Below are 21,611 nucleotides of genomic sequence, written 5' to 3'. Positions count from 1 at the left end.
CCATGTCTGCACTTCCCCCGCTCTCCATCCTTGATCTGGCGCCCGTCGTCGAAGGCGCCACCACCCGCGACGCGCTGCTGAACAGCCTGGACCTCGTGCGACTGGCCGACGAGCTGGGCTACACGCGCTACTGGGTCGCCGAGCACCACAACATGGAGGGCGTGGCCAGTTCCGCCACGGCCGTGCTGATCGGGCAACTCGCGGCTGCGTCCAAGCGCATCCGCGTCGGCGCGGGCGGCATCATGCTGCCCAATCACGCGCCGCTGACGATTGCCGAGCAGTTCGGCACGCTGGCCGAATTGTTCCCCGGCCGCATCGACCTGGGCCTGGGCCGCGCGCCCGGCACCGACCGACCCACGATGCGCGCGCTGCGCCGCAGCCTGGAGAGCACGGGCGAGGACGCCTTCCCGAACGACGTGCTGGAGCTGCAGGCCTACCTCGCACCGGGGGCCGACAACGCGGCCGTGCGCGCCGTGCCCGGCCAGGGCACCGAGGTGCCGATCTGGCTGCTGGGCTCCAGCCTCTACGGCGCCCAGCTCGCGGCCTACCTGGGCCTGCCGTTCGCGTTCGCGTCGCACTTCGCGCCGGAGATGCTGATGCAGGCGCTGCAGATCTACCGCACGACCTACAAGCCCAGCATTCGCCACCCCAGGCCGCATGCGATGGTGGGACTGAACGTCGTCGTGGCGCCGACCGACGAGGAGGCCCGCCTCCTCTTCACGTCGGCGCAACAGCGCTTCCTTGGCATGGTGCGCGGCCAGCGCGGCAAGCTGCCTCCGCCGGTGGCAAGCATGGAGACGCTGTGGAATCCGATGGAGGAAGCCCAGGTACAGCGAATGCTGTCCGAATCCATCGTCGGCTCACCGCAGACCGTGCGAGCCCGCCTGGCGGCGACGCACGAACGCACTCAGGCAGACGAGCTGATCGTCGCCTGCGCGGTTCACGACCACGCGCTGCGCCGGCACAGCTACGAGCTCTTGGCCAGCCTTACTTGACGCGCTGCTTCTCGAGCTTGCGTGCCAGTGTGCGCCGGTGCATGCCCAGGCGCCGTGCGGTCTCGCTGATGTTGAAGCCGGTCTCGGCCAGCACCTCGTGGATGCGCTCCCACTCCAGCGTCTTGATGGAAGCTGTCTGGCGCTCGGTCACCTCCACGTCGGCGTCGCCCTGGCGGCGCGCGAAGGCGGCCTCGATGTCGTCGGTGTTGGCCGGCTTGGCGAGGTAGTGGCAGGCGCCCAGCTTGATGGCCTCCACGGCGGTCGCGATGCTGGCGTAGCCGGTCAGCACGACGATGAGCACCTCCGGGTCCCAGGCGTGCAGGGCCTGCACGCAGGCCAGGCCCGACGCGCCGCCGGCGAGCTTGAGGTCCACCACGGCGTGGCCCAATTCCTCATCCTCGGGCAGCGCATCGAGCAGGTTCTTCATGTCGTCCAGGCCAGTGGCACGCACGACGCGCCAGCCGCGGCGCTCAAAGGAGCGCGTCAGCGTGCGGGCAAAGCTGTCGTCGTCCTCGACGATCAGCAGGAAACGGTCTTCTTCAGCGGCGGGGAGCATCGGGCGGGGATTGTCGAGGCAACAGCGATGCCAGCGGCAGCGTGAGGATGACCTCGGCGCCGCCACTTTCTCCTTGGTCATTGCGGTTGCGAGCCTGCAGCCGGCCGCCCAGGGTGCGTGCGACATTGACCGACAGGAACAGGCCCATGCCGCGGCCGGGCTGGCCCTTGCTGCTCTGGTAGGGGTCGCCAAAATGCCTGAGGCGCTCGTCGTCGAAGCCGGGGCCTTCGTCCAGCACGCTCAGCGTCAACGTCTGCTCATCGGGACAGGCTGCGACCAGTGTCAGCGGCGTGCCTGGAGCGGCCTCGGCGGCATTGTCCAGCAGGTTGCCGATGACCTGCTGCAGCGCGCTGTCCGAGATGATCTGGGCCTCGGGCAGGCGTTCACAGCGCACCGCCAGCTCGGCCTGCGGATGGGCTGCACGCCAGCTGTCGGCCAGGCCATCGATGAAGGCCTGCAGCGTCGTGAGCTGCGGCGCTTCACCGCGCATCTCGCCGGCCGACATCAGGATGCCGGTCACGATGGCCTTGCAGCGCAGGATCTGGCGCTGCATCTCCTCGATCTCCTCGCGCAGCTCTGGCTCGGCCGCGAAGGGCGCCATGTGGGCCCAGTCGCCGAGGATGACGCTGAGCGTGGCCAGTGGCGTGCCGAGTTCGTGCGCCGCGCCGCTGGCGAGCAAGCCCATGCGCAGGATGTGCACCTCCTCGGCAGCGCGCTGCTGCGCATCGGCCAGTTCGGCGTCACGCTGGCGCAGGTTGCGGTTGATGCGCACGATGAAGACGCTGAGCAGGCCTACATTGAGCACGAAGCACAGCAAAAGTCCACCCAGGTAGTTGGGCGACAGCGTCGTCGGCGCCGTGGCATCCAGCAGCAGCGGACGGTGCCATTGCATCAGCAGCACGAAGCCCGAGACCGTGCTGACGATGACAGCCAGCAGATAGCCCGGCCGCAGCAGCACTGAGGCGACGGCAACCTGCAGCAAGTAGAGGTAGATGAAGGGGTTGTCGCTGCCGCCGGCCAGGTAGAGCTGGCCGGTCAGCACGCCGACATCCACCAGCAGCGCCACGCACAGTTCGATCTGCGAGACCGGCTGCGCGAGTCGGTTGCGCCACAGGCTGAACAAGTTGAAGGCCGCGAGGATGCCCAGCAGGCTGAGCATCTCCGCCCAGGGCAGCGAAATGCCCAGGCCGGCATGCACGACAAGCACCGTGGCGAGCTGGCCGCCGACGGCCAGCCAGCGCAGCTCGATGAGCTGGCGCAGATTCGCCTGTCCGGCGCGACGCTCGGGGGCGACGACGACGGGTTCGGCGGCAGATTCGCGCAGGACGGTGGCAGGCGTGATGTTCAAGACGGCGTTCGCCGGCGCTCCTCGCGGACCAGATAGACGGCCGCGGCGGCGGTCATGACCGCAAGCGCCAGCCAGGTGATGGCATAGACGGCGTGATTGTTGGCGAAACGCAGCACCGTCAGGCCGGGGCGCGGCCAACGCTGGGGCTGGGCGGGGTCAGCAGACTCGTCGACAAAGTACGGCGCGACCTGGCCGGCCACGCCCAGCTGGGCAGCCATCCCCGCCACGTCGCGAGAGTACCAACGCCCCTCGGCGGGCACGTTCTTGCGCAGCGGACCACCGCCGGTCTCGGTCAAGCGCAGCAGGCCGATGAGTTCGACGGGGCCGGTCGGTGCGGCATGAGACTCAGGCGCGTGCTGCCCGGGCGGCACGAAGCCGCGGTTAACGAGGACGACGCCACCGCCATCCAGCCGCAGCGGCGCGATGACCCAGTGGCCGCCGCCCAACTCGGTGGTGGCCTGCACCAGCACCTCGCGCGGCTCGAAGCGGCCGGCGAGGCGCAGGCGACGGTACTCGTCGGCCTTGGAGACGTCTGCAGATGCCGGTGGTGGCGCGACGGGCTCGGCATGGACCTGGCGGTCGATGCGGGCGATGAGATCCTGCTTCCAGGACAGCCGCTGGACCTGCCAGGCGCACAGCGCCAGGAAGCCCAGGCTGGCCAGCGCCGCGCTGACGATCAGCGTGAAACGTGCGGCGCGGCCCATACCGCTTCTATCAGGGCATGTTGCGCATCGCCGCGGGGTCGGGCGTCGGCATCATGTTGGTGTTCATGTGATACATGACCCAGACCGAACCAGCAAGCATGATGAAGACCAGGGCCACCGTGAACAACAGCGCCAGCATGGACCAGCCGCCTTCGACCTTGGCGTTCATGTGCAGGAAATAGATCATGTGCACGACCATCTGCACGGCCGCGAAGCCGAGGATGACGAAGCCTGTCATCTTGGGGCTGGGCAGCACCTTGGCCATGACCAACCAGAACGGGATCGCCGTCAGGATCACCGACAGGATGAAGCCCGTGAAGTAGCCCTTGTAGCTGACGTGGAAGTCTTCCTCGCCGTCGAGGTGGTCGTCGTGACCGTGAGTGTGGTTGGCCGCCATCACAGCACTCCCATCAGGTAGACGAAGGTGAAGACGCCGATCCAGACGACGTCCAGGAAGTGCCAGAACATCGACAGGCACATCAGGCGGCGGCGATTGGCCGGCGTGAGGCCGAGCTTGTTCACCTGCACCATCAGCGTGACCAGCCAGATGCAGCCGAATGTGACGTGCAGGCCGTGCGTGGCCACCAGCGTGAAGAAGCTGGACAGGAAAGCGCTGCGACCCGGGCCTGCACCCTCGTGGATGAGGTGCTGGAACTCATAGAGCTCGATACCCAGGAAGCCCAGGCCCAGCAAGCCCGTGACGGCCAGCCAGGCCAGCACCTGGCCCTTCTTGCGGGCCTGCATCGCGATCATCGCGAAGCCATAGGTGATGGACGAGAACAGCAGCAGCGCGGTGTTGGCGGCCACCAGCGGCAGGTCGAACAGGTCTGCGCCGGAGGGGCCAGCCGCGTAGGAGCGGCCCAGCACGGCGTAGACGGCGAACAGCACCGCGAAGATGAGGCAGTCGCTCATCAGGTAGAGCCAGAAGCCCAGCATGGTGCTGTTGGGCGGATGGTGCTCGCCGCTGTGGTCGTAGTAGACCGGCGCGCCGTTCACGTGGGTGGCAATGGTTGCAGACATGTCAGGGGCTCCCGGTCAGGCTGCCGCGCCGAGGGCACGCGTGCGCTCGTCTTCGGTGCGGGTCACCGCGTCGGCCGGGATGTGGTAGTCGCGGTTGTAGTTGAAGGTGTGCACGATGGAGGCGATGACGGTGGCCGCGAAGGCTGCCGCCGCGATCCAGTACATGTGCCAGATCAGGGCGAAGCCCATGGCCGTGGCCAGCATGCCGATGACGAAGCCGGCGCCGGTGTTCTTGGGCATGTGGATGGCCACGAAGCCCTTAGTCGGGCGCTCTGCGCCGCGCTGCTTCATGTCGTGCCATGCATCCAGTTCGTGGGCGATGGGCGTGAAGGCGAAGTTGTAGTCCGGCGGCGGCGAGGAGGTGGACCATTCCAGCGTGCGCCCCCCCCAGATGTCGCCGGTGGTGTCGGCCAGTTGCTTGCGACGCAGGATGCTGACGCCGATCTGGATCAGGAAGGCCGCGATGCCGCAGGCGATGATGGCGCCACCGATGGCAGCGATCACGAACCAGATCTGCAGCGACGGGTCTTCGAAGTGGCTGACGCGACGCGTGACACCCATCAGGCCGAGCACGTACAGCGGCGTGAACGCGACCCAGAAGCCGATCAACCAGCACCAGAACGACACCTTGCCCCAGAACTCGTCCAGGCGGAAGCCAAAGGCCTTGGGGAACCAGTAGTTGATGCCGGCGAACACGCCGAACACCACGCCGCCGATGATGACGTTGTGGAAGTGCGCGATCAGGAAGAGGCTGTTGTGCAGCACGAAGTCCGCCGCGGGCACGGCCAGCAGGACGCCGGTCATGCCGCCGATGACGAAGGTAACCATGAAGCCCACGGTCCAGAGCATCGGCACCTCGAACTTGATGCGACCACGGTACATCGTGAACAGCCAGTTGAAGATCTTGGCGCCCGTCGGGATCGAGATGATCATCGTCGTGATGCCGAAGAACGAGTTCACGCTGGCCCCCGAACCCATCGTGAAGAAGTGGTGCAGCCACACGAGGTAGGACAGGATGGTGATGACCACCGTCGCATAAACCATGGAGGCGTAGCCGAACAGCTTCTTGCGGCTGAAGGTGGACACCACTTCCGAGAAGATGCCGAACACCGGCAGCACCAGGATGTAGACCTCAGGGTGGCCCCAGATCCAGATCAGGTTCACGTACAGCATGGCGTTGCCGCCAAGGTCGTTAGTGAAGAAGTTGGTGCCGAGGTAGCGATCGGCCGTCAGCAGCGCCAGCGTAGCGGCCAGCACGGGGAAGGTTGCGACGATGAGCACGTTGGTGCACAGCGAAGTCCAGGTGAAGACGGGCATCTTCATCATGGTCATGCCGGGCGCGCGCATCTTGATGATGGTCGCGATGAGGTTGATGCCGGACAGCGTCGTGCCCACCCCCGCGATCTGCAGCGCCCACAGGTAGTAGTCCACCCCCACGTCCGGGCTGGCGAGGATGCCCGACAGCGGCGGATAGGCCAGCCAGCCGGTCTTGGCGAACTCGCCGATGAACAGCGAGACCATCACCAGGATGGCGCCGCCGGTGGTCATCCAGAAGCTGAAGTTGTTCAGGAACGGGAACGCCACGTCGCGCGCGCCGATCTGCAGCGGCACGACATAGTTCATGAAGCCCGTCACCAGCGGCATGGCGACGAAGAAGATCATGATGACGCCGTGGGCCGTGAAGACCTGGTCGTAGTGGTGCGGCGGCAGGAAGCCGGCGTTGTCGCCGAAGGCCATAGCCTGGTGCGCGCGCATCATGATGGCATCGGCGAAGCCGCGCAGCAGCATCACGATGCCCAGCACCATGTACATGATGCCGATCTTCTTGTGGTCGATGCTGGTGATCCAGTCGCGCCACAGCGGGCCCCACAGGCGGAACTTAGTCAGCAGGGCCAGGACGAAAAGCCCCCCCAGGGCCACGGCGGCGAAGGTGCCGACGAGGATGGGCTCGTGGTAGGGAATCGCGTCCCAGCCGAGGCGGCCGAGGACGGGGTGGAGCTGCTCGACGGCAGCCTGGTGTTGTGCAGTGGACATCGGCGGACTCAGTTCTTCGGCGTGGCGGCAGAAGCCGTCTCGATGGGCAGGCCCAGCGGGTTGGTGGGCGTGCACAGCCCGGCAACGACGATGCGTTCGCGCTGAACGCCATCAGCATCGCGCCAGGGGCTGCGCATCGTGCTGGCCACGCCACCCTTGCCGGCACCGCCGGCGGCGTCGATGGCCATCATCTGGCTGGCGCACATCTTCTTGCCGTCGACGCAGCGGTCAACGATGGCACTCCACAGGCCAGGCTCCACATTGGCGAAGCGGCGCACGGGTTCCCCGGTACTGGGCTGCTCAAGCTGCAGATAGTCGGCGCGGGTCAGCGTGTTGCCCCCGGCCTTGTTGTTGTCGACCCAGCGCGCGAACTCCTCGTCGGGCAGGCCGTGGAACTTGAAGCGCATGCCCGAGAAACCCGCGCCGCTGTAGTTGGCCGACAGGCCGTCATACACGCCCGCCTTGTTGATGACGGCGTGCAGCTGCGTCTCCATGCCCGGCATCGTGTAGATCATGCCGGCCATTGCGGGCACGTAGAAGGTGTTCATCACCGACGTGGACGTGAAGCGGAAATGGATGGGGCGATCCACTGGCGCAGCCAGCTCGTTGACGGTCGCGACACCCTGCTCCGGGTAGATGAAGAGCCATTTCCAGTCCATGGACACCACGTAGACCTCCAGCGGCTTCACGTCGGCGGCCAACGGCTTGTCCTCGGAGATGCGGTCCAGAGGGCGGAAGGGGTCCAGCTTGTGGGTACTGATCCAGGTGATGGCGCCCAGCGCGATGATGATCAGCAGCGGCGCGCCCCAGATGATGAGCTCCAGGCGGGTGGAATGGTCCCAGTCCGGCTCGTAGGTCGCCTCGGTATTGGACTGCCGGTAACGGTATGCAAAGAACAGCGTCAGCGCGATCACCGGGACGATGATCAGCATCATGAGCAGTGTCGACGTGACGATGAGCTGGGCCTGTTGGTTCGCAATGTCGCCGTGGGGCTTCATGACGATCCAGTCGCAGCCGGCCAAAGCGAAGCTGGCGGACAAGACCAGGGCGCGTGTGAGGAGAGACTTGTTGGGGTACATCCTTAGAGGCGCGCGAGGGTTAACGATCTTGCGTGCAGCGACGGAATGTAAGTTGATTGAGCCAAATCAACGATTGGACATTTTGTCCTAGGCACAGACGGAGACAAGCCCGCCATGGCAATTGCAAGCAGTACCCTTCCCCGCCCCCAATCCGGCCCCGCAACCCCCCGCACGGATGAGGATCTGGCCCCTGGCGACATTGCCGTGGGCGTCATCATCGGCCGGGCGTCCGAGTATTTCGACTTCTTCGTCTTCGGCATCGCCTCGGTGCTGGTTTTCCCACAGCTGTTCTTCCCCTTCGCGGATCGGCTGACCGGCACCCTCTACGCTTTCCTGGTCTTTGCCCTGGCCTTCGTCGTCCGACCGGTCGGTACGCTGATCGGCATGTCCATCCAGCGCCATTTCGGCCGCTCGACCAAGCTGACCGCCGCCCTCTTCCTGCTCGGCTGCTCCACGGTAGGCATGGGCCTGCTGCCGAGCTACGCCGAAGCCGGCAGCACGGCCATCGTGCTGCTGGCGCTGGCCCGCGTAGGCCAGGGGTTGGCGCTGGGCGGCTCCTGGGACGGCCTGCCCTCACTGCTGGCCCTGAACGCTCCAGCGGACCGCCGCGGCTGGTACGCCATGCTGGGCCAGCTGGGCGCGCCGCTGGGCTTCTTCGTCGCCTCCGGCGTGTTCCTGTACGTCTACGGCAGCCTGGACAGCAAAGACTTTTTGTCCTGGGGCTGGCGCTTCCCGTTCTTCACAGCCTTCGCGATCAACGTCGTCGCGCTGTTCGCGCGGCTGCGCCTGGTGGTCACCCACGAGTACGAAAAGCGCATGGAAGAGCATGAACTGGACCCGGCCTATCTGCGCGAACTGCTGCCGGCCCAGGGACAGCACATCGTCATCGGCGCCTTCGCCGCACTGGCCAGCTACGCCCTCTTCCACCTGGTGACGGTGTTCCCGCTGTCTTGGGTGGCCCTGTTCGCCGACCAGGGTGTCGAGGACTTCATGAAGATGGAGCTGCTGGGCGCCGCCTTCGCGGCTGCAGCCATGCCCATGTCCGGCCTCATCGCCGACCGCATCGGCCGGCGCAGCTTCCTGGGCACGCTGGCCGTCGCCATCGGCGCGTTCGCGCTGTTCGCACCCTTCATGCTGGGCGGCGGAAAGCCCGGCCAGGCCGCGTTCATCCTGATCGGTTTCGTGCTGCTGGGCCTGTCCTACGGCCAGGCCGCGGGCTCGGTGACGTCCAACTTCCTGCCCCACTTCCGCTACACCGGTGCGGCGCTGACGGCTGACATGGCCTGGCTGCTGGGCGCGGCCTTCGCGCCGGTGGTCGTGCTCTTCCTGTCCTCGCGCTTCGGCCTCGGGTCTGTCAGCATCTACCTGCTGTCCGGCGTGGCCTGCACACTGCTGGCGCTGCGGGTCAACAAGCGGCTGCAGGCCGCAGCGGTGGTGCAGGACTGAGCAGCCCTTCGCCCAGATCGCTGGCGGGCCGTTGGCCCGCCTTTTTTTGCCTCAACAGTTTCCTTTCACTGAAAGTCTCCTACACTTAGCCATTGAGGAAACTTTAGGGCCACCATGCCTCTGACACTCCACTACCACCCGCTGTCTTCCTACTGCTGGAAGGTCTTGATCGCGCTGCATGAGAACGGCGCGCCGTTCGAGGCCCTCCATGTCAACCTGGGTGACCCGGCCGAGCGCATGGCCTATGCCGGGCTCTGGCCCACGGCCAAGATCCCGCTGCTGGTCGACGGCGAGCGGATCGTGCCCGAGACCTCCATCCAGATCGAGCACCTGGACCACCACCACCCCGGCCGGCTGCGCCTGCTGCCCCAAGACTTTGACGCGCGTCAGGAAACACGCCTCTGGGACCGAGTCTTCGACCTGTATGTGATGACGCCCATGCAGCGCTTCGTCGCCCAGCAGTTGCGCCCACAGGCCGAACGCGACGCCGCCACCTTGACCGGCGCCGTCAATGACCTTGGCATGGCCTACGACCTCATCGAGAGCCGCCTGGGCGACCACGCCTGGGCCGCGGGAGACGCCTTCACGATGGCCGACTGCGCCGCCGCGCCGGCGCTGTTCTACGCCGCCGTCGTGCGCCCCTTCTCGCCCGGCCACCAGAAGCTGGGCGCCTATTTCGAGCGCCTGCTGGCCCGCCCCTCGGTCTGGCGCTGCATCGTCGAGGCCCGCCCCTTCTTCCAGTACTACCCCTTGCGCCATGCCCTCCCTGCACGCTTCCTCGCCGACTGAGCCGTTGGACCGTCTCTTTGCCGCGCTGGCCGACAGCAACCGCCGCGCCATGGTGGACCGGCTCAGCCACGGCCCGGCCTCGGTGAGCGACCTTGCCCGGCCGCTGGACATCGCGCTGCCCTCCGCCGTCAAGCACCTCGCGGTGCTGGAAGCCGGCGGCCTGGTCCTGTCGGACAAGGCCGGCCGCGTGCGCACCTACCGCATCGCACCGGACGCCTTTGGCGGCCTGGAGGCCTGGGTGGCCGAGCGAAAGGCCATGTGGCACCGCCAGTTCGAGGCCCTCGATGCCCTTCTCGAAGCACAGGACAAGCCGTGACAACATCCGCAGTGCACACCAGCTTCGTGCTGGAACGCTCCTTCAAGGCTTCGGCCGCCCGCGTCTTCGCTGCCTGGGCAGACCCGGACACCAAGCTGCGCTGGAATGACTGCCATGCGCAAACGCAGGTTCCCGAGTTCAGCATGGACTTCCGCCCCGGCGGCCATGAGATCTACCGCAGCGCGCTGCCGGACGGCACGAGGCTAGCCGTCGACAAGGTCTTCCTCGACATCGTCGAGAACGCTCGGATCGTCTTCGCCTACTCCATGGCCGCGGACGGCCGCTCGCTGTCCGCTTCCCTCGTCACCGTCGAGCTTGCGGACACACCCGGCGGCTCGGCGCTCAAGCTCACCGAGCAACTGGCCTACCTCGACGGTCACATGGACATCGAGCAGCGCCGGCGCGGCACCGAGGAGGGCCTCGACCGGCTGATGCTCGAGGTCGACGCCGCCTAGCCCAGCGCCTTGCGCGCGTTCTGGAACATGCGCAGCCAAGGGCTGTGCTCGGCGCGATTGCCCGAGGTCCAGCTCATCTGCACGTTGCGGAAGACCCGCTCCGGATGGGGCATCAGCGCGGTGAAACGGCCATCGGCCGTTGTCACCGAGGTCAGACCGCCCGGGCTGCCATTGGGGTTGAACGGGTAGGCCTCGGTCGCCTGGCCGTGGTTGTCGACAAAGCGCATGGCGCTGATGACCTTGCCGGCATCGCCCTGGCGGGCGAAATTCGCAAAGCCCTCGCCGTGGGCCACGGCGATGGGAACGCGACTGCCGGCCATGCCCTTGAAGAAGACGCTGGGCGAATCCAGCACCTCGACGAGCGCCAGGCGCGCCTCGTACTGCTCGCTCAGGTTGCGCGTGAAGCGCGGCCAGGCCTCCGCGCCCGGGATGATGGGCGCGAGGGCCGCCAGCATCTGGCAACCGTTGCAAACGCCCAGCGCCAGCGTGTCAGGGCGCGAGAAGAAGGCGCGGAACTGCTCAGTCAACACCGGATTGAACATGATGCTGCGCGCCCAGCCTTCCCCCGCGCCCAGCGTGTCGCCGTAGCTGAAGCCGCCGCAGGCGACAAAGGCCGCGAAGCCATCCAGCTTCACCGCGCCGGACTGCAGGTCGCTCATGTGCACGTCGAAGCTGTCGAAGCCGCCCAGCGACATCGCGTAGGCCATCTCGACATGGGAGTTCACGCCCTGCTCACGCAGGATGGCGACCTTGGGGCGCGCGCCGGCGCTTACGAAAGGCGCCTCGGGCGTGAAGGTCAGGTGGACATGCAGGCCGGGATCGTCGGCCTTGCCGGCGGCGGCGTGCTCTGCATCTGCACAGGCCGGGTTGTCACGCAGCCTGGCAATGCGCCAGCTCACCTCATCCCAGGTCTGCTGCAACGCGCCGAGGTCGGCGCCGAAGACCCTCTTGGCATCGCGCCAGACTTCCATCTGGCGCGCCGCATTCGGCTTGGCGACGACGTGCGAATGCCTGGACAGCCCATGCGCGCGCAGAACCTGCATGACGGCGTCTCGGTCGGCGGCGCGGACCTGGATCAGCGCACCGAGTTCTTCGGAGAACAGCGCGCGCAGCGTCAGCTCGTCACGGCGGCCGCTAACCTGGGCCGCCCAATTCTTGGAATCACCCGCATCGGCGCGGCTGTCGCTGATGCCATCACCTTCGGTGACCAGCATGTCCACGTTCAGGCTCAGGCCGGTCTGGCCAGCGAAGGCCATTTCGCAGGCGGCGGCCCACAGGCCGCCGTCGGAACGATCGTGATAGGCCAGCAGCTTGCCGGCGGCGCGCAGTTCGTTGATCGCATGGACCAGGGATACCAGCAACTGCGGGTCATCCAGGTCCGGCACGTCGCTGCCGAACTGGTTCAGTGTCTGCGCCAGGATGGAGCCAGCCATGCGGTGCTGGCCCTGGCCGAGGTCGATCAGGATTAGCGCCGAGTCTTCGCGCTGCCACTCGGGCGTCAGCGTACCGCGCACATCGTCGATGCTGGCGAAGGCGCTGACGATCAGCGAAACGGGCGCGGTGACTTGCCGGTCATCCCATTTGGTGCGCATCGACAGCGAATCCTTGCCGACCGGGATGGACACGCCCAGCGCCGGGCACAGCTCCATGCCGACAGCCTTCACGGTGTCGAACAGCGCAGCGTCTTCACCGGCTTCGCCACAGGCGGCCATCCAGTTGGCGCTGAGCTTGACGCGCGGCAGCTCGAACGGCGCCGCCAGCAGGTTGGTGATGGCCTCTGCCACGGCCATGCGGCCCGAGGCAGGTGCATTCACGGCGGCCAGCGGCGTGCGCTCACCCATGCTCATGGCTTCGCCGGCAAAGCCCTTGAAGTCGGCCAGCGTGACGGCGCAGTCCGCCACGGGCACCTGCCAGGGGCCGGCCATCTGGTCGCGATGGTTCAGGCCGCCCACAGTGCGGTCACCGATGGTGACGAGGAATCGCTTGTTGGCCACGGTCGGATGGCGCAGCACGTCGAAGGCGGCCTGCTCCAGCTTCACGCCGGTCAGGTCCAGCGCACCGCCATCACGAGCCACGCGGGACACGTCGCGGTGGGTCTTGGGCGGCTTGCCGAGCAGCACGTCCATCGGCATGTCGATGGGGTGGCCCGCCACTTCGGCGTCGCCGTCGACGAGCTTCAGCTCGCGCTCCTGCGTCGTCACGCCGACGACCGCGAACGGGCAGCGCTCGCGCTCGCAGAAGGCCTTGAACTGTTCCAGGCTTTCCGGTGCGATGGCCAGCACATAGCGCTCCTGGCTCTCGTTGCACCAGATTTCCTTGGGCGCCAGGCCCGACTCTTCAAGCGGCACCTTGCGCAGGTCGAAGCGCGCACCGCGGCCAGCATCGTTCACCAGTTCCGGGAAGGCGTTGGAGATGCCGCCAGCGCCCACGTCGTGGATGGCAAGCACGGGGTTGTCGGCGCCAAGGCCCCAGCAATGGTTGATGACCTCCTGCGCGCGACGCTCAATCTCGGGATTGCCTCGCTGCACGGAGTCGAAGTCCAGGTCGGCGGTGTTGGTGCCTGCGGCCATCGACGATGCGGCACCGCCGCCCATGCCGATGCGCATGCCGGGTCCACCGAGCTGGATCAGCAGCGTGCCGGCCGGAAACTCGATCTTCTTGGTCAGGTCCGAGCGGATGGTGCCCAGACCGCCGGCGATCATGATGGGCTTGTGATAGCCGCGACGCAGGCCTGCAACGGTCTGCTCGAAGACCCGGAAGTAGCCCGCCAGGTTCGGACGGCCGAACTCGTTGTTGAAGGCCGCGCCGCCCAGCGGGCCGTCGATCATGATCTGCAGCGCGCTGGCAATGTGCGCCGGCTTGCCGACGGGGTTCTGCTCCCAGGGCTCGTTCAAGCCCGGCAGGTGCAGGTTGGACACCGAGAAGCCCGTCAGGCCGGCCTTGGGCCTGGACCCGCGGCCCGTGGCGCCTTCGTCTCGGATCTCGCCGCCCGCGCCGGTGGACGCCCCCGGATGGGGCGAGATGGCCGTCGGATGGTTGTGCGTCTCCACCTTCATCAGCACCTGCGCCTGCTCCGCGCGGGCCACATAGGCCGCGCCCGGCTGGGGTGCCGGCATCCAGCGCTCGATGGCATGGCCTTCCATGACGGCCGCGTTGTCCGAGTAGGCGATGACCGTGTGCTGCGGGTTCAGCTTCTCGGTGTTGCGGATCATGCCGAACAGCGACAGCGGCTGCACCTCGCCGTCGACCGTGAACGACGCGTTGAAGATCTTGTGCCGGCAATGCTCGCTGTTGGCTTGCGCGAACATCATCAACTCGACGTCGCTGGGGTTACGGCCCAGCTTCTTGAAGTTGGTTTCGAGGTAGTCGATTTCGTCGGCCGACAGCGCCAGGCCGAACTCGACGTTGGCCTCTTCCAGCGCAGCGCGGCCGGCGCCCAGCACGTCCACGTGGGCCAGCGGCTCCGCGGTGCGCTCATCGAACAGGTGCTGGGTGTCCTCGCGGCTGAAACAGGCGGACTCGGTCATGCGGTCATGCAGCAAGGCGGCGCAGGCGTTCAGCTCATCCTGGCCCAGCGGCTTGGCACCGCCCAGCAGGCCGCTCTTGGTCGCGATGCGGTACTCGACGACGCGCTCGACGCGCCTGAGCAGCAGGCCACAGTTGCGCGCGATGTCGGTGGCCTTGGAAGCCCAGGGGCTGACAGTGCCGAAGCGCGGTGTCACGACGACCAAGTCGCCTTCCGTCCCTGCCACGGCCGGCTCGCCGTAGGTCAGCAGCGCGGCGAAGCGCCCATGGGTCTCGGCATCGAGCGGTGAATCCGTCCAGACCCAGTGCACTGCGCGGGCGCTGATGCCGGTGATGCGGCCACTGACCTCTTGCAGCCGGGCCAGCAAGGCCTGGGCGCGGAAATCGGAAAGGGCGTTGCCGCCCTCGAAATAGGTCAGATGCGGGGTCAGGGCCATGGAATCCGGGGAGGCTGGGCGCGGGCGGACGCGCGGGTCTCGGAAGGCACGGCCCCAACGGCGAAGGGCAGCGTGCGGAAGCACGGGATTCTACTGAGCCCCCTCGCTCCCAGCACTTCTTCCCACCGGCCGAGCCCTTTTCATTCGCTCAAGTTGCTGATCGGCCTGGCCGGTTGCCACCGACTGTGGCTGACAGAATCTGCTGCCCATGATTGCCCCGCTCCAACGCCTGGCCCTGGCGATGCTGACATTCCTCACCACCGCTGCCCATGCCCAGGATGCTGGCCTGCCGCCGGAGCGGCTGCACATCTACCTGCTGATGGGCCAGTCCAACATGGCCGGCCGCGACACCCGCGACCTCGCCGCGCAGGTGGACGATCCGCGCATCCTGGCGCTGACCGCCGACGGCCGCTGGGCCGTGGCCCGCGACCCCATCCACGCCAAGACCGGCCGCGCCGAGCCCGGTGTCGGCCCCGGCATCGCATTCGCACGCGAACTGCTGGGAGAAGACCGGACGCGCGCCGTCGGCCTCATTCCGACGGCCGTGGGCGGCACGCCGCTGCGGCGCTGGGTCAAGGGCGGAGATCTGTATGAACAAGCCCTCAGCCGTGCCCGCGAAGCTTCGAGGACGGGCGTCATCCGCGGGGTGCTGTGGCACCAGGGCGAGACCGATGCAGAGAACCCGGCCAACGCCGCCAGCTACGGCGCGCGGCTGGCCCGGATGTTCCAAGACCTGCGCCAGGACCTCGGCCGGCCCGAGTTGCCCATCGTCGTCGGTGAGATGGGCCGGTTCACGCTGCCTGCTCGCCTGCCCGAGGCCACCACCGTGCGCGGCGCGCAACGCCACATGCGCGCGGCATTGCCGAACATCGGCTTCGCGGATTCGACCGACCTGGGCCACCTCGGTGACGACCTACATTTCTCGGCCGACGCCGCCCGAGAACTGGGTCGCCGCTTCGCCCACGCCATGCAGGCCCTGCAGGCACGGCAGACCGTCGCGCTGTGGCCCGCCGGCCGCATGCCCGGGCCTTCCACGCCGCAGGCTGAGACCCGCCAACAGCCCGAAAGACGCGACGCCACGCGCATTGCCCATGTCAGCCAGCCGACGCTGACGATCTACCCCGCCGCGACCAACGCCCGCCCTGCGCCTGCCGTCATCGTGGCACCGGGTGGTGGCTACCAGTACGTCGTCGTCGACAAGGAAGGCAGCGACGTCGCCGCCTGGCTCAACGCACAGGGCTTCACTGCACTGGTGCTGAAGTACCGGGTGCCCGGCAACCGCGACGGCGCCCTGGCCGATCTGCAACGCGCCATCGCCCTTGCCCGCACCCACGCCGCCGAATGGCAGATCGCCCCCGGCCGGCTGGGCGTCGTGGGCTTCTCGGCCGGCGGGCATCTGGCGGCACGGGCCAGCACCGCGTTCGACCGTTGCACTGGCCAGGCCGGCGATGCATCGGACACACAGTCCTGCCGTCCCGACTTCGCGCTGCTCGTCTATCCGGCCTACCTAGACGAAACCGGCGGACCGGCTCAATCTCGACAGATCGACGTGCCACCGACCCTGATCGTCCACAGCGAGGACGACAGCCGCTTCGTCGTCGGCAGCCGTGCCTACCAGGCGGCGCTGGCGGCGACCGGAAAGAACCACCAGATGCTGCTGTATGGCACCGGTGGCCACGGTTACGGGCTGCACAGCACGGGCGAGGCCGGCCGCTGGCCACAAGACGCCCTGCCCTGGCTACGCGCACAGAGCCAGCGCTAGGGTTCACCAGGGGCTGCTGCGCGTTCGTCGGGGCAGGGGCAGCGGGAAACTACGCACCGCATAAGCACTTCCACTGGATAGGATAGCGCTATCCAATCTCGCCGGGCGCACCTGGGCCGGCCTCGGCCGGGCGCCTCGTTCCACCGTTTCACCCATACGCTTGCATGAATCCGGTCGCCCCCGCCTCGCTGGTCGTCATGGGTGTCGCCGGTTGCGGCAAGTCCACGCTGGCCATGGCCGTGGCCGAGCACCTGGGGCGCACCTGGCTGGAAGGCGACCGCTTTCACAGCGAAGCCAGCCGCTGCAAGATGGCCGAAGGTGTGCCGCTGACCGACGAGGACCGGGCGGGCTGGCTCGCCAGCCTTTGCGAGCAGTTGCGGCAGGACCCGGGCGTGCTGCTGACGTGTTCGGCACTCAAGCGCACCTACCGCGAACAGCTCCGCGCAGCCTCGCCAGGCCTGCGTTTCGCCTTCCTAGACATCGACAGGGCGCAGGCCAGCCGACGCGTGTCCGCGCGCGCCTCGCACTTCTTCGCCGCCAGCCTCGTCGACAGTCAGTTCGAGACGCTTGAATCCCCGATCGGTGAGCCTGGGGTACTGCGGCTTGACGCGCTGCGACCGCTGGGCGAACTGCAAGCGCAGGTCAGCGACTGGCTGCGCCAGGCCTGAGCCATGACCGGGAGCCGCCTCACCCCACGCGAGATCGTCGGCTACGGGCTGGGCGACATGGGGTTCAACTTCTACTGGACCAACATCTCCACCTTCCTGCTGATCTTCTACACGGACATCTTCGGCATCACGGCGGCGGCGGCCGCGACCATGCTCTTCGTCGTGAAGATCTTCAATGCCTTCACCGATCCGCTGATCGGTGCGCTCGCCGACCGCACGCGGACGCGCTGGGGCAAGTTCCGGCCCTATCTACTCTTTCTGCCCCTGCCGCTCGCCATCGTCGGCGTACTGACGTACTCCACACCCGATTTCGGCCCGACCGGCAAGCTGGCCTGGGCGTATGTGACCTACCTGCTGCTGATGACGGTCTACACCGGCATCAACCTGCCCTACAGCGCGCTATCGGGCGTCATCACCGGTGACGCGCGCGAGCGCAACGCGATCAACGCATCGCGCTTCGTCGCCGGCTTCGCGGGCGGCACGATCGTCACCGCCGCATCGCCCCGCCTGGTGCCCTGGCTGGGCGACGGAGACCCCGCACTCGGCTGGACGCTGACCATGGCGTGCTGGGGCGTGGCCGCCGCGGCCATCTTCGCCATCACCTTCCGCACGACGACCGAGCGCGTGCAGTCGGTGCAGGCCAAGCCGTCCAGCGTGCGGCAGGACCTGCGCGACCTACGCACCAGCCTGCCCTGGATCCTGCTGTTCTTCCTGGCGCTCATCATCATGGGCAGCATCACGCTGCGCATGAGCAGCGCGGCCTACTACTTCAAGTACGTGGTCAACCGGCCCGAGCTGTTGGCCACCTTCGTGCCGGCCTACCTGCTGGCCGCAGCCGCGGGCACGGCCTGCACGCCGCTGCTCACACGATTCATCGACAAGCGCAGGCTGCTGATTGGGCTGATGCTGCTGTCCACCGCGCTGTCGGCCGCTTTCCTGCTGGTGGAAGCCGACCAGATCTGGCTGATGTATGCACTGCAAATCGCGCTGGGCCTGGCACTCGGGCCGAAGTCGCCGCTGAGCTTCTCGATGTTGGCCGACGCCGCCGATTTCAACGAATGGCGCAATGGCCGCCGTGCCACGGCCATGACCTTCGCTGCATCCTCCTTCGCGCAGAAGCTGGGCACGGCAGTCGCCGTCGGCGTCATCGGCGCTCTGTTCACGTCGCTGGGCTACGTGCCGAACGCCGCTCAGTCGGCTGCCTCACAGGCTGGCATCGTCTGGCTGATGTCCGTGATCCCGGCCGCCTTCACGCTGGCAGCTGCGGCCCTCATGGTCTTCTACACGCTGGACAACCCGACGATGGCGCGCATCCAGGCCGACCTGGCCGCCCGCAAATCCCTTCCCTGACGCCATGCTCAATCACCTCGACGGCGGCGCACGCTGCGAACTGAACAGTCCGACCGCGATGCCCCTGGCCGGCGGCTTCCTGTGGAACCGCCGCATGATGATCCAGGTCACCTGCCGCGGCTACGCCACTGCGCAGTTCATGCAGCCCGAACCAGCCAAGTACGCGCATGCACCCAACCTGGAGGCCAGGACCTTCATGCAACCGGAGCAGGCCTACTACGCCCACCATCCCGGGCGCTTCGTCTACGTGAAGGACGAGGACTCGGGCGAGCTGTTCTCGGCCCCCTACGAACCGGTGCGCGCCCCCCTCGACAGCTTCCGCTTCACGGCCGGCCGGCATGAGCTGGGCTGGACCGTGGAGCACCTGGAGCTGCGCGTAGAGATGACGCTGGGCCTGCCCACCGACGACGTCGTCGAACTGTGGGAACTGCACGTCACCGACCTGTCGGGTCGCGCACGGCGCCTCAGTGTCGTGCCCTACTTTCCCATCGGCGCCATGTCTTGGATGAACCAGTCTGCCGAATGGCGGGGCGACCTCGGCGGCATCGTGGCCAGCAGCGTGACGCCGTATCAGAAGGTGGCGGACTATTTCAAGAATCTGCAGCTCAAGGACAAGACCTACTTCCTCTGCGAGCGAGCGCCCGACGCCTGGGAAGCCAGCCAGGCAGCGTTCGAAGGCGAAGGCGGGCTGCATGCGCCCGCCGCGCTGCAGGAGGAACGGCTGGCCGATGGCGATGCCCGCTACGAGACGCCGGCGGCCTGCGTGCAGTACCGGCTGGCGCTGCAACCCCACCGGCGCGAGACCTACCGATTCCTGTTCGGCCCCGCTCTGGACGACGCGGAGATCGCCCGGATGCGCAGCACCTACCTCAGCGAGGCCGGCTTCGCCCGCACCCGCGCAGCCTACGCGGACTACATCGACGGCGGCCGCGGCTGCCTGCGCATCACGACACCGGATGCCGACTTCGACCGCTTCGTCAACCACTGGCTGCCGCGCCAGGTCTTCTATCACGGCGACGTCAACCGCCTCAGTACTGACCCGCAGACTCGCAACTACCTTCAGGACAACCTGGGCATGGCCTACATCGCGCCGGCCGTCACGCGCGGCGCGCTGCTGCATGCGCTGGGCCAGCAGCATGACAACGGAGCCATGCCCGACGGCGTCCTGCTGATCGAAGGTGCTGAGCTGAAGTACATCAACCAGGTGCCACACACGGACCACTGCGTGTGGCTGCCCGTCTGCCTGCAGGCCTATCTCGACGAAACCGGCGACTTCGCACTGCTGGATGAGTCGGTGAACGGCCTTACGGTCGCTCAGCGCCTGGATGCCGCCATGGCCTGGCTGCACCAGGATCGCGACGCACGCGGCCTGAGCTTCATCGCCCAGGGCGACTGGTGCGACCCAATGAACATGGTGGGCTACAAGGGTCGCGGCGTGTCCGGCTGGCTGACGGTGGCCGCGGCCTACGCCATGAAGCTGTGGGCAGGTCTCAGTGCCGACGCGGGCCGCACCGAAGGCGCTGGGCGTTGGCGCACCGCCGCGCAGGAGCTGAACGACGCTGCCAACCGCCACCTGTGGGACGGCGACTGGTTCGCGCGCGGCATCACGGACGACGGCGTCAAGTTCGGCATCAGCACCGACACCGAGGGTCGCATCTACCTGAATCCACAGTCCTGGGCCCTGCTCAGCGGCGCGGCCGACGATGAGCAACGCCGGAAGATGCTCGCCGCCATCGAGGCCCAGCTCGACACGCCGCACGGCGTGGCGATGTTCAACCCGCCCTACTCCCGCATGCGCGACGACGTGGGCCGCGTCACGCAGAAGCACCCGGGTTCGGCCGAGAACGGCGCCGTCTACAACCACGCAGCCAGCTTCTACGTTCATGCCCTCTATGACGCGGGCGAGGGCGACCGCGCGTGGCACGCTCTACGCCGCATGATTCCGGGACCGGAAGAGGCCGACCTGCTGCGGCGGGGGCAACTCCCCGTCTTCATCCCCAACTACTACCGGGGCGCGCACCGCCAGTACCCGCGCACGGCCGGGCGCTCCAGCCAGCTGTTCAACACCGGCACGGCGGCCTGGGCCTATCGCAGCGTCATCGAGGGGCTGTGCGGCCTGCGCGGGTGCGCCCAGGGACTGCTGGTGCGGCCGCTGCTGCCGTCAGGATGGGACCGGCTCAGCGCCGAGCGCGAGTTCCGGGGCGCTCGCTTCTTGCTGCTGGTGCGCCGCACAGGTCAGGCCCGTGTGCTGCTGGACGGCCAGCCACTGCCCGACGGCCTGGTGCGCGGTATCGAATCCGGCCGCGAGTACCGCCTGGACGTCGAGCTAGGGCCTGTTAACACAAACGCAATCCGTCAGCGATCAGAGCGAAGCTGATGAAGGCGGTGAACATGATGTCGAGCTTCTCGAAGCGGGAGAAGATTCGGCGATAGCCCTTGAGGCGGCGGAACAGGCGCTCGACTTCATTGCGGCGCTTGTACATCTCGCGGTCGTACTCCCAGGGCTCGATGCGCGTGCTCAGGGGCGGCACGACAGGGATGAACCCCAGGTCGAGTGCGAGCTGCCGAGTTTCGTTGCCCTCGTAGGCGCGATCCATCAACAGATGCAAAGGCCGATTGGGCGCACCGAGCCGCTTCAGCAGAGCTCGCCCCTCGGGAGCATCGTGCGCCTGCCCTGGTGACAGCGAGAAGGTTATGGCCGTGCGCGCGTCCGCCGCGACGAGATGGATTTTGGTGTTCCACCCACCACGGGATTTGCCGATAGCTTGCGGACCGTTTTTTTTGGCGCGCCGGTGCCATCGGGGTGCACCTTGACGCTGGTGCTGTCCAGCGACACCGCTTCAATCTTGATCTGCACGATCTGCGCCTGCTGCAATTGCTCGAAGGTCCGGTCCAAAACGCCCGACTTTGCCCAGCGGCTCATGCGCGTGTAGATCGTATGCCAGTTGCCGAAGCGCTTGGGCAAGCCGCGCCATTTGCAGCCGTGCTCAGCAACGTAAAGGATGGCATTCAACACCTGCAGATTCGACAGGCTGACGTTGCCGCGTTGCAGCGGCAAGCAGTGCTCGATCTGCGCGAATTGGGCTGCTGTGATCTCCATGCACTCACTGTCGCAGCCCAATTGCTT

General features: G+C 67.2%; 18 protein-coding genes. 9 read left to right on the top strand and 9 right to left on the bottom strand.

What is annotated here, in order from left to right; genetic code table 11:
• The first annotated feature begins 2 nt into the window (after positions 1-2).
• Positions 3-995 (top strand): LLM class flavin-dependent oxidoreductase, encoded by a 993-nt coding sequence (locus QM732_RS05800; RefSeq protein ID WP_415655237.1) that lies wholly within the window; start codon positions 3-5, stop codon positions 993-995.
• Here QM732_RS05800 and QM732_RS05795 read toward each other — a convergent pair.
• From QM732_RS05795 to cyoA, 7 genes are read right to left on the bottom strand one after another with little or no spacing between them, the layout of a single operon-like run.
• Entirely contained in the window at positions 988-1,551 is a 564-nt protein-coding gene (locus tag QM732_RS05795) for a response regulator transcription factor (RefSeq protein ID WP_415655236.1), read from the bottom strand. The two genes, QM732_RS05800 and QM732_RS05795, sit on opposite strands and share 8 nt — an antisense overlap.
• Entirely contained in the window at positions 1,535-2,899 is a 1,365-nt protein-coding gene (locus QM732_RS05790; RefSeq protein WP_415655235.1) for an ATP-binding protein, read from the bottom strand. The genes QM732_RS05795 and QM732_RS05790 overlap by 17 nt, the downstream gene beginning before the upstream one ends.
• Complete coding sequence (locus QM732_RS05785; protein WP_415655234.1) at positions 2,896-3,603, bottom strand: SURF1 family protein; 708 nt, start codon at positions 3,601-3,603, stop codon at positions 2,896-2,898. The genes QM732_RS05790 and QM732_RS05785 overlap by 4 nt, the downstream gene beginning before the upstream one ends.
• Before the next feature lie 10 nt (positions 3,604-3,613).
• Entirely contained in the window at positions 3,614-4,000 is a 387-nt protein-coding gene (gene cyoD, locus QM732_RS05780) for a cytochrome o ubiquinol oxidase subunit IV (protein ID WP_415655233.1), read from the bottom strand.
• Positions 4,000-4,623 (bottom strand): cytochrome o ubiquinol oxidase subunit III, encoded by a 624-nt coding sequence (cyoC, locus tag QM732_RS05775; RefSeq protein WP_415655232.1) that lies wholly within the window; start codon positions 4,621-4,623, stop codon positions 4,000-4,002. Before cyoC ends, cyoD begins: the two co-directional genes overlap by 1 nt.
• A gap of 15 nt (positions 4,624-4,638) precedes the next feature.
• Positions 4,639-6,657 (bottom strand): cytochrome o ubiquinol oxidase subunit I, encoded by a 2,019-nt coding sequence (cyoB, locus tag QM732_RS05770; RefSeq protein ID WP_415655231.1) that lies wholly within the window; start codon positions 6,655-6,657, stop codon positions 4,639-4,641.
• 8 nt (positions 6,658-6,665) lie between these two features.
• Positions 6,666-7,736, bottom strand: coding sequence for a ubiquinol oxidase subunit II (cyoA, locus tag QM732_RS05765; protein WP_415655230.1), 1,071 nt, complete (start codon positions 7,734-7,736; stop codon positions 6,666-6,668).
• A gap of 114 nt (positions 7,737-7,850) precedes the next feature.
• On the opposite strand from cyoA, the gene QM732_RS05760 reads away from it, so the two are divergent.
• The 4 genes from QM732_RS05760 to QM732_RS05745 all read left to right on the top strand — a co-directional run bounded on the left by QM732_RS05760 (position 7,851) and on the right by QM732_RS05745 (position 10,742).
• The gene (locus tag QM732_RS05760) at positions 7,851-9,182 is read left to right on the top strand and encodes an MFS transporter (protein ID WP_415655229.1); all 1,332 of its coding nucleotides are present in this window, start codon (positions 7,851-7,853) and stop codon (positions 9,180-9,182) included.
• A 114-nt stretch (positions 9,183-9,296) separates the two neighbouring features.
• Positions 9,297-9,971: a glutathione S-transferase family protein gene (locus QM732_RS05755; protein ID WP_415655228.1), complete on the top strand. Its 675-nt coding sequence runs from the start codon at positions 9,297-9,299 to the stop codon at positions 9,969-9,971.
• 4 nt (positions 9,972-9,975) lie between these two features.
• Complete coding sequence (locus tag QM732_RS05750; protein WP_415655227.1) at positions 9,976-10,287, top strand: ArsR/SmtB family transcription factor; 312 nt, start codon at positions 9,976-9,978, stop codon at positions 10,285-10,287.
• The gene (locus QM732_RS05745; RefSeq protein ID WP_415655226.1) at positions 10,284-10,742 is read left to right on the top strand and encodes an SRPBCC family protein; all 459 of its coding nucleotides are present in this window, start codon (positions 10,284-10,286) and stop codon (positions 10,740-10,742) included. The genes QM732_RS05750 and QM732_RS05745 overlap by 4 nt, the downstream gene beginning before the upstream one ends.
• Here the strand turns inward: QM732_RS05745 and purL are convergent.
• Entirely contained in the window at positions 10,739-14,704 is a 3,966-nt protein-coding gene (gene purL / locus QM732_RS05740) for a phosphoribosylformylglycinamidine synthase (RefSeq protein WP_415655225.1), read from the bottom strand. The genes QM732_RS05745 and purL overlap by 4 nt on opposite strands.
• 208 nt (positions 14,705-14,912) lie before the next feature.
• On the opposite strand from purL, the gene QM732_RS05735 reads away from it, so the two are divergent.
• The 4 genes from QM732_RS05735 (at position 14,913) to QM732_RS05720 (ending at position 20,861) form a co-directional block, all read left to right on the top strand.
• Complete coding sequence (locus QM732_RS05735) at positions 14,913-16,466, top strand: sialate O-acetylesterase (protein ID WP_415655224.1); 1,554 nt, start codon at positions 14,913-14,915, stop codon at positions 16,464-16,466.
• Between the two features lie 164 nt (positions 16,467-16,630).
• Positions 16,631-17,134, top strand: coding sequence for a gluconokinase (locus QM732_RS05730; RefSeq protein WP_415655223.1), 504 nt, complete (start codon positions 16,631-16,633; stop codon positions 17,132-17,134).
• A 3-nt stretch (positions 17,135-17,137) separates the two neighbouring features.
• Positions 17,138-18,484, top strand: a complete 1,347-nt coding sequence (locus QM732_RS05725; RefSeq protein ID WP_415655222.1) for an MFS transporter — start codon at positions 17,138-17,140, stop codon at positions 18,482-18,484.
• 4 nt (positions 18,485-18,488) lie between these two features.
• Positions 18,489-20,861, top strand: a complete 2,373-nt coding sequence (locus QM732_RS05720; protein ID WP_415655221.1) for a GH36-type glycosyl hydrolase domain-containing protein — start codon at positions 18,489-18,491, stop codon at positions 20,859-20,861.
• Here QM732_RS05720 and QM732_RS05715 read toward each other — a convergent pair.
• Positions 20,821-21,584, bottom strand: a protein-coding gene (locus QM732_RS05715) for an IS5 family transposase (protein ID WP_415654614.1) whose coding sequence is annotated in 2 segments (ribosomal slippage) — positions 20,821-21,269 and positions 21,269-21,584 — 765 coding nt in all. Because the reading frame shifts where the segments join, the coding sequence is not laid out codon by codon here. The genes QM732_RS05720 and QM732_RS05715 overlap by 41 nt on opposite strands.
• Positions 21,585-21,611: the final 27 nt, after the last annotated feature.

The sequence above is a fragment of the Roseateles sp. genome (assembly GCF_047654805.1).
GTDB lineage: Bacteria > Pseudomonadota > Gammaproteobacteria > Burkholderiales > Burkholderiaceae_C > Pelomonas.
Note: the sequence above shows the minus strand (reverse complement) of the source record. Positions and strands in the feature narration are given on the sequence as shown.

Coding starts and splice junctions, on each gene's coding strand:
- QM732_RS05800 (WP_415655237.1), top strand. CDS start 3: ATGTCTGCACTTCCCCCGCTCTCCATCCTTGATCTGGCGCCCGTCGTC.
- QM732_RS05795 (WP_415655236.1), bottom strand. CDS start 1,551: ATGCTCCCCGCCGCTGAAGAAGACCGTTTCCTGCTGATCGTCGAGGAC.
- QM732_RS05785 (WP_415655234.1), bottom strand. CDS start 3,603: ATGGGCCGCGCCGCACGTTTCACGCTGATCGTCAGCGCGGCGCTGGCC.
- cyoD (WP_415655233.1), bottom strand. CDS start 4,000: ATGGCGGCCAACCACACTCACGGTCACGACGACCACCTCGACGGCGAG.
- cyoC (WP_415655232.1), bottom strand. CDS start 4,623: ATGTCTGCAACCATTGCCACCCACGTGAACGGCGCGCCGGTCTACTAC.
- cyoB (WP_415655231.1), bottom strand. CDS start 6,657: ATGTCCACTGCACAACACCAGGCTGCCGTCGAGCAGCTCCACCCCGTC.
- cyoA (WP_415655230.1), bottom strand. CDS start 7,736: ATGTACCCCAACAAGTCTCTCCTCACACGCGCCCTGGTCTTGTCCGCC.
- QM732_RS05760 (WP_415655229.1), top strand. CDS start 7,851: ATGGCAATTGCAAGCAGTACCCTTCCCCGCCCCCAATCCGGCCCCGCA.
- QM732_RS05755 (WP_415655228.1), top strand. CDS start 9,297: ATGCCTCTGACACTCCACTACCACCCGCTGTCTTCCTACTGCTGGAAG.
- purL (WP_415655225.1), bottom strand. CDS start 14,704: ATGGCCCTGACCCCGCATCTGACCTATTTCGAGGGCGGCAACGCCCTT.
- QM732_RS05735 (WP_415655224.1), top strand. CDS start 14,913: ATGATTGCCCCGCTCCAACGCCTGGCCCTGGCGATGCTGACATTCCTC.
- QM732_RS05730 (WP_415655223.1), top strand. CDS start 16,631: ATGAATCCGGTCGCCCCCGCCTCGCTGGTCGTCATGGGTGTCGCCGGT.
- QM732_RS05725 (WP_415655222.1), top strand. CDS start 17,138: ATGACCGGGAGCCGCCTCACCCCACGCGAGATCGTCGGCTACGGGCTG.
- QM732_RS05720 (WP_415655221.1), top strand. CDS start 18,489: ATGCTCAATCACCTCGACGGCGGCGCACGCTGCGAACTGAACAGTCCG.